Consider the following 14,682-nt stretch of genomic DNA (forward strand, 5'->3'; position numbering starts at 1 on the left):
AGTATGGCAACCATCCTCGTAGTCGACGACGAAATGGGCATCCGGGAATTACTCTCGGAGATCCTGAGTGACGAAGGCCATGTGGTCGAAGTGGCGGAGAACGCCCAGCAGGCACGCGAGTACCGTGCGGCCGGGACGCCCGATCTGGTATTGCTCGATATCTGGATGCCAGATACCGATGGCGTCAGCTTGCTCAAGGAATGGTCGGCACAGGGTTACCTGACGATGCCGGTCATCATGATGTCTGGCCACGCCACGATTGACACCGCTGTGGAGGCGACCAAGATTGGCGCGCTGAACTTCCTCGAGAAGCCCATCGCGCTGCAGAAGTTGCTGTCCGCCGTGGAGCAAGGCTTGGCGCGCGGCATCGAACGCCCGCGTACGGCGCCGACGGCGGCCAGCGCGGCGCCTGCCGCCACCTCTGCCACGGGCGAAGCCGCCGCGGCCGCGCTGGCGCCCGCCGAGATGCCCGCGGAGATCGCCGCGAACGGCAATCCGGCACGCCTGCCCGAGGCCGAGATGCACTTCTCCTTCGACATGCCATTGCGTGAGGCACGCGATCTGTTCGAGCGTGCCTATTTCGAATACCACCTGGTGCGCGAACACGGCAGCATGACACGCGTGGCCGAGAAGACCGGCCTCGAACGGACCCACCTGTACCGCAAGCTCAAGCAGCTCGGCGTGGAGCTGGGTCGCAACAAGCCCGAGCCCACCGAACAATGACCGACAGTGATGCACGGGGCGCTTGACTGGCCGGTTTCGCGCTGATATAGTTTCGCTTCTTTGGCCCGGTAGCTCAGTCGGTAGAGCAGAGGATTGAAAATCCTTGTGTCGGCGGTTCGATTCCGTCCCAGGCCACCAGATACAAGAAAACGGACGCTTCGGCGTCCGTTTTTGCGTTTGGGGTCAATGGTTTAGCGCCTACCCGAACATCTCCTCCGCCACCGTCGGATGCAGGGGCAGGGTCGTCTTCAGGTGCGAGGCCTTGAGCCCCAGCCGCAGCGACACCGCCAGCGCCTGGATGATCTCGGGCGCGGCGTTGTCCATCAAATGCACGCCGAGCACCCGGCCGCTGCGCGCGTTCAGCACCAGCTTGATCATCGACTGTTGCGAACTGCCGCCGAAGCGGTTTTCCAATGAGACGAATCGCTTGATTTCGGTGCGGATGCGCTCCGGCTTCCCCGCGTCCTCGATGGCCTGCGCCTCCGTCATGCCCACCACGCCGATGGCCGGCTCGCAGAACACGGCCGTGGGCACGATGTCGAAATCGGCCAGGTCGCCGCGCTTGCCGAACAGGCGGTCCGCGACCCAGCGGCCCTGTGCGATGGCCACCGGCGTCAGGTGCAGGTTCTCGGCCATGCAGTCGCCCACCGCGTACAGCGCGCGCTCCGCGCTGCGGAACTGGCGGTCCACAACGATGCCGCCCTTTTCGCCCAGTTCGATGCCGATGTCCTCGAGCCCCAGCCCCTCCACATTGGCCTGCCGACCGATGGCCGACAGCACCGCCTGGGCGCGCACGGTCTGGGTACGGCCCGGGTTGCCGTCCTGCGTATAGCAGACCTCGGTCGCGCCATTGGCCTGCGAGAGCAGCGTCACCTCGGTATTGAAATGCAGGCGGATGCCCTTGGCGGCCAGCGCCCCGGCCAGCGAGGCGGAGACGTCGTGGTCGAAGCGCGGCAGCAGTCGGTCCTCGCGCACGAGCAGGTCGACCTTGACCCCGTAGCGCGACAGGATCGACGCCAGTTCCACGGCGATATACCCCCCGCCGATCACCACCATCGACGCCGGCACGGTCTGCCACGTGAACACATCGTCGGACGTGCTCGCCAGCTCGCCGCCGGGCACCGAAAGTACGCGCGGCCGCGCGCCCGTGGCGATCAGCGTCTTGCGGGTGCGCAGGGTTTCGTTGCCGACGACGATCTCGGTCGGGCTCGTCAGCCGGGCCTCGCCGTGCAGGATCTCCACGCCGGCCTCGGTCAGCCGCTGGGCATAAGACGCGTTGAGACGCGCGACCTCGGCATTGACCCGCACGATGGCATCGCGCCAGTCCTCCTTGCCGCCAGTGTGAGACAGGCAATCGGACAAAATGGCCGCCCAGGTGGCACCGTAGGACAGCATCTTCTTGGGCACGCAGCCGCGATTGACGCAGGTGCCGCCGATGGCGCCACGTTCGACCAGGATCACGCGCGCGCCCAGCGACGCCGCGCGCCGGGCCGCCGCTACGCCGCCGGAACCCGCGCCGATGACGACGAGGTCCGCCTCGCGCGCCTTGCCCGGCCGGCCATTGCGCTTGCGGCGCGGCACGTTCTCCACCACGGGCGCCGCGCTGATCTCGCGCGCGCGGCGGCGCTCCTTGGCCGGTGCCGGGGTGGCGGTCTCGGGTGTTGCCTGGCGCTTAGTCATCCATGTCTCCTTGTACGCGGCGCATCGCCGCATTCAACACGACCGACCGGCGCCCGTGGGCGCAACCACTCAGGGCGCCGGCAACAATTCCTCGTCCCGGATCGTGGGCCAGTCGCGCAGAAACGCTTCCGCGTCGCGCCGGCCCAGATCGTAGGCATGTGTCATGGCCTCGGGCCGGGTGTAGTCCCAGCTCGAGATGGGTACGCGCTGCGACGGCTGCAGGTACAGCCGGCGCTGGCCGCCCTCCGCCAGCACGAAGCGGGGCGGGCGCGGGTACAGCCGCGTCACCAGCACCAGCACGTTGCCGGGGGCCGGGTCGAGCGCATCGACGGGCACGTTGTCCACCAGCCCGCCATCGAGCACCGCGCGCCCCTGGCGCTTCAGTACCGGTGTGAACGGCGGCGTGGAGGCCGACTGCAAGAGCAGATCGGCCAGATCCTCGGGCGAAGCACAATCCTGCGCGCGCACGAACTCGGGCCGGAAGCCCAGCTTGCGGCCCAGCCGCGGGTGCAGCGTCTTGAGGAGGTGCTTGTCGATGTTGTACGCGAGCAGCCCGGCGGCCACGGCCAGGCGCGGGCCGCTCCACGGCGGGATATGCGCCACGCCGATGCGGATCTCGGGCGCGGCCTGGAGCCGCGCGAGCCGGTTATCGCCGAATAGCGACAGCAGCGCGTTGCGATAGATGCCGTAATGTGGAAACACGCGCTCGCGCCGCAGCAGGTTGCCCCAGTAGGCGTTGCGCGTGTTGTTGGCCAGGATGTCGCGGTAATAGGCCATGGTCTGGTGCGAATCATGCGCATGGACCATGCACGCCGTAGCCGCCCCGGCCGAGATGCCCGCAATCACGCGCGGCCGCAGCGCCAGCTCGGGCGCCACGGTGTCCCACCAGCCGGCCTGCCACCAGCATCGGTTGCCGCCGCCGGCGAACACGATCTGGTCGAACGGCTGGGAAAGCGGCTGGGGAGGGGCGGAGGAGATTGGCGCGGCGCCAGTCATCATCGTCGGATGGTCCTGGATGTCAGAGCAGCGCGTAGGTGGTGGTGGCCTGCACCGCCAGCTTGCCGTCGGTGCCGGTCAGCTCGATCTCGCCGAACACCACGGTCTTGCCGAGCCGCAGCACGTTGGCGCGCACGCGCACGTCGCCGTCGATCACAGGCCGCATGAAGTTGGTGGTCAGGCTGACCGTGGTCATCGGGCGGAACTCCCCGAGCACCCGGGAGATGGCGACGATCATCGCCGTATCGGCTGCCGACATCAGTACCTGCCCGCACACCACGCCGCCGGCATGGCGAAAAGTCTCACTGAACGGCAGGCGCAGCGTCACGCCCTGGTCGTCCACCGCCTCGGCTCGCAGGCCAAGCTGGCGCACCCACGGGGCGAGCACGCGTTCCAGCGTGGCATCGACATCAGCCAGGGTGAAGGCGGGCGCTGCGGTCGGTGCGGAGGTCGGTTCCGGCATGGCGATCCTGTCGAGCGGGTTTCGCCAATGATACAGGGGGCCGCAGCCCCCCGTGTGATGCACTGCAAGACCCCGCCGGCCGGGGCGGGCGACGGCTACGCCGCGTTGTCGGCAGCAGCGCGGGCACTGCTGCGGCTGGCGTGCCAGCGCAGCACGCGCGGCACCACCACCACGGCCACCGTCATCGCCAGAATCGTGGCGGAGATCGGCTGCTTGACGAACAGGCTCCAGTCGCCCTGGCCAATCGACAGCGCATTGCGCAGCTGCTTCTCGGCCATCGGCCCCAGGATCAGGCCGACGATGACCGGCGCCGTGGGGAAGTCGAAGCGGCGCATGGCCATGCCCAGCAGGCCGATCACGAACAGCAGCAGCAGGTCGAACCACGACTGGCGGATACCGTACGCACCGAGCCCCGCGAAGATCAGGATGCCGCCGTACAGCAGCGGCGTGGGCACGCGCAGCATGCGCACCCAGAGGCCGATCGCCGGCAGGTTCAGCACCAGCAGCATCACGTTGCCGATGTACAGCGACGCCAGCAGGCCCCAGACCAGATCGCCCGAGGTCTGGAACAGCATCGGACCGGGCTGGAGGTTGTAGTTCTGGAACGCCGCCAGCAGGATGGCGGTGGTGTTCGAGGTCGGAATGCCCAGCGTCAGCAGCGGCGCCAGCGTGGCCGTCACGGCGGCGTTGTTGGCGGCCTCGGGGCCGGCCACGCCCTCGATGGCGCCCACCTTGCCGAACTCGTCCTGGTGTTTGGAGAGCTTCTTTTCGGTCGCGTACGACAGGAAGGTCGGGATCTCCGCGCCGCCGGCCGGAATCAGCCCGAACGGGAAGCCGATCAGCGTGCCGCGCAGCCAGGCCGGCACCGAGCGCTTCCAGTCCGACTTGTTCATGTGGACGGAACTGAGCTTGTTGAACGAGCCGGCCGGCTGCGGGAAGAACGCGTTGAACAGCGCCTCGCCCACGGCGAACAGGCCCACGGCCACCACGACGATATCCACGCCGTCGTAAAGCTCCTGGATGTTCATCGAGTAACGGGTCTGGCCGGACAGCGAATCGATGCCGATCAGGCCGATGCCGAGCCCCAGGAACAGGCTGGTCATGCCGCGCAGCAGCGACGAGCCGAGCACGGCCGACACGGTCGTGAAGGCCAGCAGCATGATCATGAAGTACTCGCCCGGGCCGAACTGCAGCGCCACGTCCGCCGCCACCGGCGCGAACATCGACAGCAGCACGGTGGCGATGGTGCCCGCCACGAAGGAGCCGATCGCCGCCGTGGCCAGCGCCGGCCCGGCGCGGCCGTTCTTGGCCATCAGGTTGCCTTCCATGGCGGTGACCATGGTGGACGACTCGCCCGGTGTGTTCATCAGGATGGAGGTGGTCGAGCCGCCGTACATCGCGCCGTAGTAGATGCCGGCGAACATGATCAGCGCGGCGGTGGGTTCCACCTTGGCCGTCAGCGGCAGCAGCATCGCCACGGTCAGGGCCGGGCCAATGCCCGGCAGCACGCCGATGGCGGTGCCGAGGAAGCAGCCCACGAGGGCCCACATCAGGTTGATCGGTGTGATGGCGACGGCGAAGCCGTGCATCAACTGGTTCAGGGTATCCATGGCAATTCCTCCCGCCGGTTCAGAAGCCGGAGATCGACAAAAGGGGCAGCAGCGGCAGGTTGATGCCGAGCAAGAATTCAAACAACGCCCACATCGGCAGCGTCAGGCCCAGGCCGATCAGCGCATCGCGCACCAGCCGGCGGCTGCCGTAGCCGCGCGCCACGCAGACCATCATCAGCGTGGAGGACAGCACGAAGCCGAGCGTGCCGATCAGCGCCATGTTCAGCACCAGGCCCGCCGCTACCCACAGGAAGCCCTTGAAGTTGTGTGGCGCCTCGGGCAACTCGGCATCTTCCTCCGGCATATTGCGGAAGCCGCCGCGCACGCCCTGCCAGGTCAGCAGCGCGCCGCACACGGCCAGGCCGATGGCGACCAGGGTGGGCGCGAAGCGCGGCGACAGGCCGGCGTAGCCTTCCTCGCCCGAGATGCCGGACAGGCCGGCCAGGAAGAAGGCGGACAACGCCAGGACGGCGATGCCGATGGAGACATGCGATGGTTTCATGGTGGGCTCCCGGAGGGATGGCCACCACCCGCGCGGTCACGACGAGCGTGACAGGATTGTGATTATTGTTGGGGCGCGCGGGTGGGGCGGTGAGGCGAGTCGTGCAGTTGGCGATGAATCCGCCGGACTTACTTGGCAACGCCCAGTTCGCGCAGCGTGCCACCCAGGCGGGTCGACTCGGCATCCACGAACTTGCCGAACTCGTCGCCGGTCAGCAGGAAGGGCGTCCAGTCATTCTTCGTCAGGGCTTCCTTCCAGACCTTGTTCTCGGTGCCCTTGACCACGGCGTCGATCATCGCCTTGCGCTGCTCGGGCGTGATGCCCGGCGCGCCGTAGACGCCGCGCCAGTTATAGATCTCCACGTTCACGCCCTGCTCCTTGAGCGTGGGGATGTCGGCGGTGCGGTCCTTCGAGGTCACCGCCAGCGCGCGCATCTTGCCGCTCTTGATGAAGGGCAGGAACTCGGACACGCCGGCAATGCCCACGGTCACGTGGCCGCCCATGATCGACGCGGAGGCTTCGCCGCCGCCCGCGAACGGCACGTAGTTGATCTTCTTCGGATCCACGCCGATGTCCTTGGCGATCAGGCCGGCCAGGATGTGGTCGATCGAACCCTTCGAGCCACCACCCCAGCTCACGCTGCCCGGGTTGGCCTTGAGCTGCGCGGTCAGGTCCTTGATGGACTTCAGCGGCGAGCTGGCCGGCACGGTCAGGACCATGGTGTCGGCATACAGGCGGGCGATCGGCGTGGCGTTCTTCAGCGTCACGGGCGGATGGTTGGTCTCGATGGCACCGACCATCACCGCGCCGGTCACGATCAGCGCGTTGGGGTTGCCCTTGTCGGTGTTGACGAACTGGGTCAGGCCGATGGTGCCGCCGGCGCCGCCCTTGTTGTCATAGGACGCGGTCTTGGCGGTGCCTGCCGCGATCATCGCCGCGCCGATCGTGCGGCCGGTCTGGTCGTAGCCGCCGCCGGGGTTGGCGCCGATCATGACCTTCAGGCTGTCCACGGCGTAGGCCGGGGCCGCGGCCAGCGTGGCGGCGGCGAGGACGACATGGGCAAAGCGGGCAAGCGTGCGAGGCATCGCGGTCTCCTGTCTTTTTTTGGAATGGATAGCTAGTGATAGCTGTGGGCTGGATTCTAGAGGTCGGTAACTGTCAAAAGCCTGTCAAACCGACAGGAATTCGCATGGGGTTTACGTGGGGGTTGTCTGCTTTGTCTGGCCCCGCCGACACGCGCCGGACGGCACACGCACTACCCACTGCATGGTTTTCGCCACAGACAAGTGCGAGGAAGTCTGATCTAAACATCTTTGACTTGGCTGACGTCAGACATATCACTACGATTGACCACAGTTGCCTGCCGCACGTTGCAGTGCGGAACAGGCGACGGACAAACGATGAAAAAGGGACCCGCGCACAACGAGGCGACGGGCCTGATGGGTGTCAACTGGGGTCAACAATGGATACGACGATCAAGGCTGCCGACGTGTGGCCGCCGGAGCTGGATACGGCCGCGGGTACCGACCGTGGACTGTGGAAGAGCACCATGGCGGCGGCAAGCCAGGCGCTCGAGGCCGCCAAGGGCATGCAGGCGGCGGTGGGGCAGACACTGAAGCTCCAGCACAAGATCATGGCGCTGCGCGACGAGCTGCATCGCGCCGAAGCCGAGCGCGATCTCTACCGCGACCTTCACGCGCGTACGCTCGACGAACTCAACCACACGCTCGACCTCAGCCCCACCGAATGGCAGCGGCTGCGCGCCGAGAACGAGACGCTCCAGATCCGCCATCGCGCCTACAAGCTGCTGGTGCAGCACTACGCGCGCAGCGGCACGCCGGTGGACCCGGCCGTGTTCGCGGAGCAGCGCAGCCGCGTGCAGCAACACATCCTGTTCCAGCGCCGCAAGGGCATCCCGGTTTCGGTGATTGCCGTCGAGGACATCGCCTTCCTGCTGCGCTGACCGGGGACGCCGTCATGACCTGCCTGCACCTCACCCCGCAACCGGCGGTGCCTCTGCATTGCCGGCCCGCGCATCCTCCGCGCAAACCCGGTTTCGCCCCATTGCCTTGGCGGCATAAAGACGGCGGTCGGCCGTCGCCAACATGGCATCGAGTGTCTGGCCCCCGTCGCTCCCGGCTTCGGCCACGCCTATCGACACCGTGAAGCGGATGCGCGCCCCGGGGTCGCCCTGCGTCGCTGACGTGGGCGCGTCCGGGGCGGGCTCCACCGGCATCGCGGCCAGCGCCACGCGCAGCCGTTCGGCACTGACCGTGGCCTCGGCCAGCGTGGCGCCGGGCATCAACACGGCGAATTCCTCACCGCCCAGGCGGGCCGGCGTATCCACCGCACGCATATTTTCCCGCAACGCCGTGGCCAGCCGCTGGAGCACGTGGTCGCCGCTGGCATGGCCCCATCGATCATTCACCTTCTTGAAATAGTCGATGTCGAGCATCAGCATCGACAGCGCGCTGCCGTCGCGCGCGCGCCGCGCCGCCGCCTGCGCGAACTGGTCGCCGAAATGACGCCGGTTGGCGAGGTCCGTCAGCGGATCGCGCTCGGCCAGTTTCTGGAGCTTGTCGCCCAGCGCGAGGTAGTAGCTGAACAGCAGCGATACCAGCCGCACCGAGATCCACATCAGCAGCGGCAGCGCGATCCAGACCGGCAGCAGCGGCTTGCTGATGCGCGAGAAAACCTCGCCGTAGAGTTGGGCGGTCGAGACCGCCTCCAGCAGCATCCACTGCCCGGTGCCCAGCCGCTGGTAGAACAGGTAGCCGCCATCGCCCTTGCGCATGCCGGGGCCGTCGGTGGCGAACAGCGTCTGCGGTCCCACGTCGCGCCAGGTGTCGCCCAGCACGTCGGGCCAGCGCAGGTCCGTGCTCAGATGGTCATGGTAGGCCGCGATCAGTCGGCCGGCGCTGTCCATCAGGTAGCGGTTCAGGGCCGGGGAGTCGTCGCTCGGTGCGCCGAGCAGCGCCTGGATATGCTTCAGCGAGACATCCACCGCCACCACGCCGCGAAAGCGCGACTCCACATAGATCGGCACGCTCAGCGTGGTGCGCAGCTCGGTGCTTTCGAACTGGCGATAGGGCGGCGCCCAGCGCAGGTCCTGGCCCGGATTGCGGTCGGGCAGGAGATCGCGGTAGTAGGGCATGCTCGCAAAGCGCTGCAGCAACGCGGGTGCCTTGTCGGCCGGCACCGGGGGATAGGTCACGAAGAAGCCGTTACTCGAGATGAACGTGACCGAATTGCGGATCTCGTCCACGCCCATGGTCAGCCCCAGCACATGGCTGAGCTGGCGCGCGGCGAAGAGGTCGGCGCGCAGGTCGCCCACGTGGCGCTCGAAGCCGGGCAGGCCGGCCAGGGCCTGCGGTGACACGCCGATCACGGGCGCATCGCCGAGCGGGACTTCCATCTGCCAGATCGGCTCGTCGCGCGCGGCGAAGGCCCGATCGAGGACGGGGTCCGAGACGCCACGGGCTTGCACGGCCTCCATCCGCATCAGCTGCCGCGCGTAGTCGCGCACGAACGACAGCCGGAAGCGCTCCGACGACACGGCGGCCTCCAGCCCCATCGCGCGCAGCGCGAGATTGTGCTGATGGCTGGCAATCACGCGCTCGCGCAGCGTGTAGAGGTCTCGCAGGCCAACGGCGAGCGTCAGCGCCAGCACGAGGCTGAAACACCAGATCACGACTCGCTGCGGGCGCATGACCGCCGCGCGCGGTAACCATCGCGGTTGCGGCACCAGTTTGCGCCATGGCATCGGGGGCCTCCGGGCAAGTCCCGCCTGAGCGGGCACTGCAACGAAACTGTGACGATGAAGGACAACGCTCGGCCAGTGTAGTGCAGCAAACGGGACTTCGGGAGGGGGTGGCGCCCCGCGCTTAGTGCCGGTCGGTCCGGAAGTAGAGCAGGGCGAGCGCCGGCAGCGCGAAGCCGATCCAGCTCGCCAGCGGCCAGCCGCCGCGCGCGAAGGCCCAGGCGCCCAGCCACGAGCCGGTGGCGCCGCCGACGAAGAAGATCGCCATGTACAGGCCGTTCAGCCGGCTGCGGTGCTCGGCCGAGAGCGTGAAAATGGCGCGCTGGCCGACCACAAGGTTCGCCGATACGCCGAAGTCGAGCAGGATGGCCGCCACGGTCAGCGCCAGGAGCGAGGTCATCGACCCCTCCACGCCCACCCGGCTCAACAGGAACGACCCGGCGCCGATGGCCAGCGCGATGGCGGTCATCTGGCGGCTGTGGCCCCGGTCCGCGTAGCGGCCGGCCATCGGCGCGGCGATGGCGCCGGCCACGCCGACCAGCGCGAACACGGCGATGCCGGTCTGCGACATGTGGAACGCAGGCCCGGCCAGATAGAGCGGGATGGTGGTCCAGAACAGGCTGAACACGCCGAACATGCTGGCCTGGTACAGCGCGCGCCGGCGCAGCACGGGCTGGGTACGGAGCAGGTGCGCCATCGACGCCAGCATCTGGCCGTAGGTCACGCCCCGCGCGGGCTGGCGGCGCGGCAGCTTGCGCGCCAGCACCAGCGCCAGCAGCACCATGGCTACGGCCGAGACCGCGAAGATGGTGTGCCAGCCGCCCGTCAGGCCGGCCATCAGGCTCGACACCGGCCGCGCCAGCATGATCCCCATCAGTAGCCCGCTGGTGACGTTGCCGACCACGCGGCCCCGGATATGGTCCGGGGCGAGGTGCGCCGCGAACGGCACCAGCACCTGCACCGCCACCGAGCATAGGCCGATGGCGCAGCCCGCGATCAGGAACACGCTGGCGTGAGTGGCCAGGGCCGCCGCCATGAGCGCCACGGCACAGCCGCCAATCAGCGTCAGGACCAGCTTGCGGTTCTCGACCAGATCCCCGAGCGGCACCAGCAGCACCAGCCCCGCGCAGTAGCCCATCTGGATCAGCGTGACGATCAGCCCGGCAATCTCGGGCGAGAGTTGCAGCGACCGGGCGATCGGGCCGACCAGTGGCTGGGCGTAATAGAGATTGGCGACGATCATGCCGCAGGCCGTGGCCAGCAGCGGCGTGATCCAGGTGGCGGGCTCAGCGGCGCGCTCTGTGGCGGTGGTGGTCATGGGGACGGCCTTGGTGCTCGAAGCCGCCGATTCTAGCGGGAGATAGATAGATGCGTCGGAGGGGTCATTCCGGTGCCGCGTCAGGCATCCGGCCGCTCATCCTCGAAGCGGAACTCCTCCTGCACGGGCGCCGGGTCGTCGCCCTGTTCGTCCGCCGGGATCAGGGCGCTCACGCGCACGCCGAGCAGCCGGATGCGCCGCTCGAGCGGTATCCGCTTCAGGCATTCCGTGGCGCTGCGCCGGATCGCCGCGCCATCGGCGGTATGGGCCGGCATGGTCAGGTCGCGCGTGACCGTGCGGAAATCGTCAAAGCGCAGCTTGATGCCCACCGTGCGGCCCACGTAGCCCTTGCGGCGCAGGTCCTCGCCCACGCGCATGCAGAGCTTGGTGAACGATTCCGATAGGAGCGGGCGGTCCACGCGCGGGTGCAGGTCGCGCTCGAAGGTGGTTTCGCGGCTCATCGACTTGGGCTCGGAACTGACCACCACCGGGCGGTCATCACGCCCATGCGCCACCTCGATCAGCCAGCTCGCGTAGTTGCGGCCGAAATGGGTCTGGAGCACGCCCTGGTCGGCCTCGGCCAGGTCGCCCACGGTGTCGATGCCGATGCCGGCCAGCTTCTCGGCCGCCTTCGGCCCGATGCCGTTGACCTTGCGCGCCGCGAGCGGCCAGATACGGCGGGGGATGTCGGCGGGGGTGAGCAGGGTCAGGCCATCCGGCTTGTCGAGTTCGGACCCGATCTTCGCCAGCAGCTTGTTGGGCGCCACGCAGATCGAGCAGGTCAGGCCAGTGGCCTCGCTCACGGCCGCCTTGATGCGCGCGGCTACCTCGGCCGGCTCGCCGGGCACCTCGGTCAGATCGATATAGATCTCGTCGATGCCCCGGTCTTCCACCTGCTCGGTGAAGGTGCGCACGGCGGCCTTGAACAGGCCCGAGTAGCGGCGATAGGCGTCGAAATCGGTCGGCAGCAGGATGGCGTCCGGCGCCAGCTTGGCCGCCTTCATCATGCCCATCGCCGAGAACACGCCCAGCGCGCGGGCTTCGTAAGTGGAAGTGGTGACGACGCCACGTCCGACGTAGTCGCGCAGGCGGGCATAGCGGCGCGAGCCATCGGGCAGCGTCTCCGGGATGGCATTGCGGCCGCCGCCGATGACAACGGCCTGGCCGCGCAGGTCGGGATAACGGAGCAGTTCGACGGACGCATAGAAGGCGTCCATGTCGAGGTGGGCGATGCGCCGGACGGGGGTGGACATGGCGAAGGGGGCGTGCGCGTCGTCGGTACTGTATAAACGTACAGTATAGTGCGTCGGCCCTCGCGTGCCGAGCCGGTGTTAATCCATCATTCCCGGGATGAATCGATTAATCGATCCAAACCTATGCTTCATTTGTCGCGCTGATAGACTTAACGGAATTGCGGCGGGAAACCCACACCCCTTCCATCGCGTAGATCAGCAGCGACACCCAGATCAGTGCATAGCCGAGTTGCTTCTGGGCCGGGAACGGCTCGTGCCACAGCCAGATGCCGAGCAGCAGCTGGAGCGTCGGGCCGGTGTACTGGAGCAGGCCGAGCAGCGAAAGCGGAATCCGGCGCGCGCCGGCGGCGAAGAACAGCAGCGGCACCGCCGTGACCGGGCCGGCCAGCAGCAGCAAGATCTGCGTACCCGGTGCTGCGCTCCGGAAGGTGTCCTGGCCGGTGAAGACGAGCACGCCCAGCGCGGTGGCCGCAATCGGAAACAGCAGCAGCGTCTCCAGCGACAGCCCCTCCAGCGCGCCCAGCGCCCCGGTCTTGCGCAGCAGCCCGTAGCCGCCGAACGACGCCGCCAGCGCGAGCGCGATCCACGGCAGTTGCCCGGCGCTGATGGTCAGCCAGAGCACGCCCCCCGCCGCGACGGCGATGGACAGCCACTGCCCCGGCCGCAGCCGCTCGTGCAGGAACAGCACACCCAGCAGCACGCTGAACAGCGGATTGATGAAGTAGCCCAGGCTCGCATCGACCACCCGGTCGGCCGACACCGCCCAGATATAGAGGAACCAGTTGGCGCAGAGCAGGGCGGCGCTCGCCGCGAAGCCGAGGATCAGGCGCGGATTTCCCGCCACCTCGCGCAGCCAGCCGAAATGCCGCCGCCAGAGCAGGATCGCGCCCAAAAAGACCAGCGACCACACCATCCGGTGCAGCAGGATCTCGAGCGGCGCCACGCCGTGGAGGGATTTGATATAGAGGGGCAGCAGGCCCCAGATGACGTACGCGAGCAGCGCGTAGAAGATGCCGAGTTGCATGGGAGTGTCCGGTAGGTGCGCGGATTCTACCGGTACGCCGTCATCGGCGTTGGAACTCGCCTCCCCCTGGCGGGAGAGGCGACAACATCACATCCAAATCACATCGATGTCTTACAGCTTGCGCGCGAAGCTGAACTGCGCGAAGCCCTGCTCGGCCACGTTGAACCAGGCGGCCTCGTTGTTGCGGAACACGCGCCAGTCGTCATAGATCTTCTTGAACGACGGGTTCTTGGCGGTTTCCTCGGCGTACGCGTCCTGCGTGGCCTTGAAGCATGCCTCCATGATCTCCTTCGAGAACGGGCGCAGCTTCACGCCATTCTCCAGCAGACGGGCCAGCGCCTGCGGGTTCACGGCGTCGTACTTGGCCATCATGTTGGTGTGGGCCTCGATGGTGGCCGTTTCCAGCGCGCGCTTGTACTGCGCCGGCAGCTTCTCGAACTCCGGTGCGGAGGCGTAGAACGACAGCTGGGCGCTCCCTTCCCACCAGCCCGGGTAGTAGTAGTACGGCGCCACCTTGTAGAAGCCGAGCTTCTCGTCGTCATACGGGCCGACCCACTCGGCTGCATCGATGGTGCCCTTTTCCAGCGCCGGGTAGATATCGCCACCGGCAATCTGCTGCGGCACCACGCCCAGGCGCTGCAGCACCACGCCGGCAAACCCGGCGATGCGGTACTTCAGGCCCTGCAGGTCCGCCACGGTCTTGATTTCCTTGCGGAACCAGCCGCCCATCTGGGCATTGGTGTTGCCGCCCATGAAGTTGACGACGTTATATTCCTTGAAGAACTCGCGCATCAGCTTCATGCCGTTGCCCTGCATCATCCACGCGGTCTGCTGGCGCGCGGTCAGGCCGAACGGGACGGTGGTGTCGAAGCACAGCGTCGGATTCTTGCCGAAGTAGTAGTAGCCGGCCGTGTGGCCGATCTGCACGGTCTGGTTCTGCACGGCGTCCAGCACCTGCAGGCCCGGCACCACTTCACCGGCGGCGAACACCTTGATGTTGAACTTGCCGTCGGTCAGCTCCTTCACGCGCTGGGACAGTAGCTCGGCGGCGCCGTAGATGGTGTCCAGCGACTTCGGGAAGCTCGATGCCAGGCGCCATTCCACCGCCGGGTTGCTGCCGATCACGGCCGGCGCGCCCGGTGCGCTCGCCGACGCCGCGGGCGCGGCGGGTTTGTCTTCCTTGCCGCACGCGGCCAGGGCCCCGGTAGCGGCCACAGCCGATGCTTTCAACAGGAAGGAACGACGTTCCATGACATCTCCTCTTATAGATATATGTGCGCTGGCTGCCCCACCCATAGGACAAGTCCAAAACAGCCGGTCGATTATAGCGGTGGCGTTTTGCGCACGACCACA

The 14,682-nt window shown here is 67.5% G+C and carries 13 protein-coding genes and 1 tRNA gene; 3 read left to right on the forward strand and 11 right to left on the reverse strand.

Annotation, left to right across the window (positions count from 1 at the left end; genetic code table 11):
* Positions 1 to 3 precede the first annotated feature (3 nt).
* Both AC1DFU_RS07875 and AC1DFU_RS07880 read left to right on the forward strand, forming a co-directional pair.
* The gene (locus AC1DFU_RS07875) at positions 4 to 723 is read left to right on the forward strand and encodes a response regulator (protein WP_092290986.1); all 720 of its coding nucleotides are present in this window, start codon (positions 4 to 6) and stop codon (positions 721 to 723) included.
* A gap of 62 nt (positions 724 to 785) precedes the next feature.
* Positions 786 to 861, forward strand: a tRNA-Phe gene (locus AC1DFU_RS07880).
* A gap of 60 nt (positions 862 to 921) precedes the next feature.
* On the opposite strand, the gene AC1DFU_RS07885 is transcribed toward AC1DFU_RS07880, so the two are convergent.
* The 6 genes from AC1DFU_RS07885 to AC1DFU_RS07910 all read right to left on the reverse strand — a co-directional run bounded on the left by AC1DFU_RS07885 (position 922) and on the right by AC1DFU_RS07910 (position 7,059).
* Positions 922 to 2,403 (reverse strand): dihydrolipoyl dehydrogenase family protein, encoded by a 1,482-nt coding sequence (locus AC1DFU_RS07885; protein ID WP_441591592.1) that lies wholly within the window; start codon positions 2,401 to 2,403, stop codon positions 922 to 924.
* A gap of 69 nt (positions 2,404 to 2,472) precedes the next feature.
* Positions 2,473 to 3,402, reverse strand: a complete 930-nt coding sequence (locus AC1DFU_RS07890) for a patatin-like phospholipase family protein (RefSeq protein ID WP_255370691.1) — start codon at positions 3,400 to 3,402, stop codon at positions 2,473 to 2,475.
* Positions 3,403 to 3,421: 19 nt separating this feature from the next.
* Complete coding sequence (locus AC1DFU_RS07895; protein ID WP_092290980.1) at positions 3,422 to 3,862, reverse strand: PaaI family thioesterase; 441 nt, start codon at positions 3,860 to 3,862, stop codon at positions 3,422 to 3,424.
* A gap of 95 nt (positions 3,863 to 3,957) precedes the next feature.
* Positions 3,958 to 5,472 carry a tripartite tricarboxylate transporter permease gene (locus AC1DFU_RS07900; protein ID WP_092290978.1) on the reverse strand — a complete coding sequence of 505 codons (1,515 nt, stop codon included), beginning with the start codon at positions 5,470 to 5,472 and terminating at the stop codon, positions 3,958 to 3,960.
* A gap of 19 nt (positions 5,473 to 5,491) precedes the next feature.
* Positions 5,492 to 5,974: a tripartite tricarboxylate transporter TctB family protein gene (locus AC1DFU_RS07905; RefSeq protein WP_092290976.1), complete on the reverse strand. Its 483-nt coding sequence runs from the start codon at positions 5,972 to 5,974 to the stop codon at positions 5,492 to 5,494.
* Positions 5,975 to 6,102: 128 nt separating this feature from the next.
* Positions 6,103 to 7,059 carry a Bug family tripartite tricarboxylate transporter substrate binding protein gene (locus AC1DFU_RS07910; RefSeq protein WP_092290974.1) on the reverse strand — a complete coding sequence of 319 codons (957 nt, stop codon included), beginning with the start codon at positions 7,057 to 7,059 and terminating at the stop codon, positions 6,103 to 6,105.
* A 377-nt stretch (positions 7,060 to 7,436) separates the two neighbouring features.
* Here AC1DFU_RS07910 and AC1DFU_RS07915 point away from each other — a divergent pair, with 377 nt between their 5' ends.
* Complete coding sequence (locus AC1DFU_RS07915; protein ID WP_092290972.1) at positions 7,437 to 7,937, forward strand: hypothetical protein; 501 nt, start codon at positions 7,437 to 7,439, stop codon at positions 7,935 to 7,937.
* Between the two features lie 30 nt (positions 7,938 to 7,967).
* Here the strand turns inward: AC1DFU_RS07915 and AC1DFU_RS07920 are convergent, their stop codons facing one another.
* From AC1DFU_RS07920 to AC1DFU_RS07940, 5 genes are all read right to left on the reverse strand, one after another.
* Positions 7,968 to 9,737: a diguanylate cyclase gene (locus AC1DFU_RS07920; protein WP_441591596.1), complete on the reverse strand. Its 1,770-nt coding sequence runs from the start codon at positions 9,735 to 9,737 to the stop codon at positions 7,968 to 7,970.
* Positions 9,738 to 9,858: 121 nt separating this feature from the next.
* On the reverse strand, positions 9,859 to 11,052 hold the full coding sequence (locus AC1DFU_RS07925; protein ID WP_441591598.1) for an MFS transporter: 1,194 nt from the start codon (positions 11,050 to 11,052) through the stop codon (positions 9,859 to 9,861).
* A gap of 80 nt (positions 11,053 to 11,132) precedes the next feature.
* Positions 11,133 to 12,305, reverse strand: coding sequence for a DNA polymerase IV (gene dinB, locus AC1DFU_RS07930; RefSeq protein WP_092290966.1), 1,173 nt, complete (start codon positions 12,303 to 12,305; stop codon positions 11,133 to 11,135).
* Between the two features lie 121 nt (positions 12,306 to 12,426).
* The gene (rarD, locus tag AC1DFU_RS07935; protein WP_092290963.1) at positions 12,427 to 13,329 is read right to left on the reverse strand and encodes an EamA family transporter RarD; all 903 of its coding nucleotides are present in this window, start codon (positions 13,327 to 13,329) and stop codon (positions 12,427 to 12,429) included.
* Between the two features lie 111 nt (positions 13,330 to 13,440).
* Positions 13,441 to 14,580 carry a TRAP transporter substrate-binding protein gene (locus AC1DFU_RS07940; protein WP_092290961.1) on the reverse strand — a complete coding sequence of 380 codons (1,140 nt, stop codon included), beginning with the start codon at positions 14,578 to 14,580 and terminating at the stop codon, positions 13,441 to 13,443.
* Positions 14,581 to 14,682: the final 102 nt, after the last annotated feature.

Source organism: Cupriavidus sp. 10L45, assembly GCF_056395225.1.